General features: G+C 65.7%; 1 protein-coding gene and 1 pseudogene. Both read left to right on the top strand.

Translation table 11 applies throughout. From position 1 onward, the window contains the following. Positions 1-3,831: YadA-like family protein (locus tag G3O00_RS40795; protein WP_206146387.1), on the top strand; the 3,831-nt coding region annotated here is incomplete at its 5' end. Positions 3,832-3,955: 124 nt separating this feature from the next. Then, positions 3,956-4,068: pseudogene (locus G3O00_RS40800) on the top strand (OmpA family protein); the annotation flags it as partial.

Here is a 4,068-nt window from a genome sequence, read left to right on the forward strand (position 1 = left end):
AACAGCTCGATCGATTCGCTTTCAACCTCGACCTCGACGGGTCTGTCGTCGGCGAACAGCTCGATCACGTCGTTGTCGACCTCGACGTCGACTGGTCTCTCGTCGGCTACTAGCTCGATCGGTTCACTGTCGACCGGCCTCAGCTCGACCAACAGCTCGGTGACGTCGCTGTCGACCTCCACGTCGACCGGTCTCTCGTCGGCCACCAGCTCGATCGGCTCGCTGTCCACCGGCCTCAGCTCGACGAATAGCTCGGTGACGTCGCTGTCGACTTCCACGTCGACCGGTCTCTCGTCGGCCACCAGCTCGATCGGTTCGCTTTCCACTGGCCTCAGCTCGACGAATAGCTCGGTGACGTCGCTGTCGACTTCCACGTCGACCGGCCTGTCGTCGGCCAACAGCTCGATCACGTCGTTGTCGACCTCGACGTCGACCGGCCTCTCGTCGGCGAACAGCTCGATCACCTCACTGTCCACGTCGACCTCGACCGGCCTGTCGTCGGCCAACAGCTCGATCACGTCGCTGTCGACCTCGACGTCGACCGGCCTCTCGTCGGCGAACAGCTCGATCGATTCGCTGTCGACTTCGACGTCGACGGGCCTGTCGTCGGCCACCAGCTCGATCGGCTCGCTGTCCACCGGCCTCAGCTCGACGAATAGCTCGGTGACGTCGCTGTCGACTTCCACGTCGACCGGCCTGTCGTCGGCCAACAGCTCGATCGATTCGCTGTCGACCTCGACCTCGACCGGTTTGTCCTCGGCGAATAGCTCGATCACTTCGCTGTCCACGTCGACCTCGACCGGCCTGTCGTCGGCCAACAGCTCGATCGATTCGCTGTCGACCTCGACCTCGACGGGCCTCTCGTCGGCTAACAGCTCGATCACGTCGCTCTCGACCTCGACGTCGACCGGCCTCTCGTCGGCGAACAGCTCGATCGATTCGCTGTCGACTTCGACGTCGACGGGCCTGTCGTCGGCGAACAGCTCGATCACGTCGCTGTCGACTTCGACCTCGACCGGCCTGTCGTCGGCCAACAGCTCGATCGATTCGCTTTCAACCTCGACCTCGACGGGTCTGTCGTCGGCGAACAGCTCGATCACGTCTCTGTCGACCTCGACGTCGACTGGTCTCTCGTCGGCTACTAGCTCGATCGGTTCACTGTCGACCGGCCTCAGCTCGACCAATAGCTCGGTGACGTCGCTGTCGACCTCCACGTCGACCGGTCTCTCGTCGGCCACCAGCTCGATCGGCTCGCTGTCCACCGGCCTCAGCTCGACGAATAGCTCGGTGACGTCGCTGTCGACTTCGACTTCGACGGGTCTGTCGTCGGCCACCAGCTCGATCGGTTCGCTTTCCACTGGCCTCAGCTCGACCAATAGCTCGGTGACGTCGCTGTCGACTTCCACGTCGACCGGTCTCTCGTCGGCCACCAGCTCGATTGGTTCGCTGTCCACCGGCCTCAGCTCAACGAATAGCTCGGTCACGTCGCTGTCGACCTCCACGTCGACCGGTCTCTCGTCAGCCACCAGCTCGATCGGTTCGCTGTCCACCGGCCTCAGTTCGACCAACAGCTCGGTCACATCGCTGTCGACTTCCACGTCGACCGGCCTGTCGTCGGCCAACAGCTCGATCGATTCGCTGTCGACCTCGACCTCGACCGGCCTCTCGTCGGCGAACAGTTCGATCGATTCGTTGTCCACGTCGACCTCGACGGGTCTGTCGTCGGCCAACAGCTCGATCACGTCGTTGTCGACATCGACGTCGACCGGCCTGTCGTCGGCCAACAGCTCGATCACGTCGTTGTCGACCTCGACGTCGACCGGCCTCTCGTCGGCGAACAGCTCGATCACCTCGCTGTCCACGTCGACCTCGACCGGTTTGTCGTCGGCCACCAGCTCGATCGGCTCGCTGTCCACCGGCCTCAGCTCGACGAATAGCTCGGTGACGTCGCTGTCGACTTCCACGTCGACCGGCCTGTCGTCGGCCAACAGCTCGATCAGCTCGCTGTCGACCTCGACCTCGACGGGCCTCTCGTCGGCCAACAGCTCGATCACGTCGCTGTCGACTTCGACCTCGACCGGCATCAACTCGCTGTCCACCGGCCTGAGCAGCACGAACAGCACGATCCTGTCGCTGTCCACGTCGACGTCGACCGGTATCGGCTCGCTGTCCACCGGCCTGAGCAGCACGAACAGCTCGGTATCGTCGCTGTCGACCTCGACCTCGACCGCAATCAACGCCGCGAAGACGCACTACTACAGCGTCAACGACAACGGCGTGCAGCAAAGCAACTACGCCAACGACGGCGCAACAGGCGCCAACGCCCTCGCAACCGGCGTGAACGCCAGCGCAGCAGGCGCCAGCAGCGTCGCGGTCGGCGACGGTTCGAACGCGCAGTCGGCAGGCGCGGTCGCCATCGGCCAGAACGCATCGGCAACGGGCGGCAAGGCCGTGTCGATCGGCTCCGGCAACACGGCAAGCGGCGACGGTGCGGTCGCGATCGGCGACCCGAGCATCGCAACGGGTACCGGCGCGGTGGCAATGGGCGCGAACGACACGGCGACCGGCAATGGCGCAGTGGCGCTCGGCAACGCGAACACGGCCAACGGCGCCAGCGCGCTCGCACTCGGCAGCTCCAACCAGGCGCTCGCCGACAACACGATCGCGCTGGGCAACCAGGCCACAGCCAGCGCGGTCGGCGCACAGGCCTACGGCTCGAGTGCAACGGCAAGCGCCGCCAACTCGATCGCCTTCGGCACGAACGCGCAGGCCAACGTCGCCAACTCGATCGCACTTGGCGCGAACTCGGTCACGAGCACCGCGAACCCGACGTCGAGCGCCACGATCGGCGGTGTCACGTACTTCTTCGCGGGCAGCTCGCCGGTCGGCGTGGTGAGCGTCGGCGCACCGGGCCAGGAACGCCAGATCACGAACGTCGCGGCAGGCCAGATCTCGGCCAGCAGCACTGACGCGATCAACGGCAGCCAGCTCAACGCGACGAACAACGCGGTGAATGCGCTGTCGACGTCGACCGCGTCGAACGTCGCATCGCTGTCGACGGGCATCAACTCGCTGTCCACCGGCCTGAGCGCGACGAACAGCAACGTGGCCTCGCTGTCCACGTCGACGTCGACCGCGATCAACTCGCTGTCGACGTCGACCTCGACCGGCATCGGCTCGCTGTCCACCGGCCTGAGCACGACGAACAGCAACGTGGCGTCGCTGTCGACCGGCGTGACCAACATCAACAACTCGTTGAACTCGCTGTCGACGACGATCAACAACAACACGACGCGTGCCAACAACAACAACGGCGTCGCGGCGGACATGAGCGGCACGGGCAGCGATGCGCCGAAGGTCACTGCCGGCTCGAACTCGGTGGCGATCGGCGCGAACTCGACGGACGGCGGCCGCCAGAACGTCGTATCGGTCGGCAGCGACACGCAGCAGCGCCAGGTCATCAACGTCGCGCCGGGTACGCAAGGCACCGACGCGGTGAACGTGAACCAGCTGACGCAGGTGCAGACGACGCTGTCGACGGCACTGTCGGGCCAGCAGGCGCAGATCAACTCGCTGGGTTCGCAACTGCAGCAGACCGACCAGATGGCGAAGCAGGGTATCGCGGCCGTCGGCGCAATGGCATCGATCCCGCAGCTCGATCGCGATGCCAACTTCGGGATGGGCGTGGGCACGTCGACCTTCCTCGGCCAGAAGGCGATGGCGGTCAACATGCAGGCCCGCATCACGGAGAACCTGAAGGCGTCGATCAACGGCGGCTTCAGCGGCGGTCAGAAGGTGATCGGCGCCGGCATGCTGTACCAGTGGAAGTAACGCGTCGCGCCGCCAGGCCGCCCGGCTCGCCAGCCGGACGGCCCGCGGCGGCCCCGACCGCCGGACGAGCCCGCCGCGCCCCCCGTGGCGGGCTTCAGTCAACCCAAGCATTGAGGATGTAACCGTGAACAAACTCGCTCTTGCGCTCGCACTTTCCGCAACGGCCCTCGCCGCGTGCTCGACCGCATCCGGCCCGACCTTCAGCGCCTCCGAACTGCAGCCGCGCGACGGCGTGCG

Source organism: Burkholderia sp. Ac-20384 (assembly GCF_017104605.1).
Lineage (GTDB): Bacteria > Pseudomonadota > Gammaproteobacteria > Burkholderiales > Burkholderiaceae > Burkholderia > Burkholderia lata.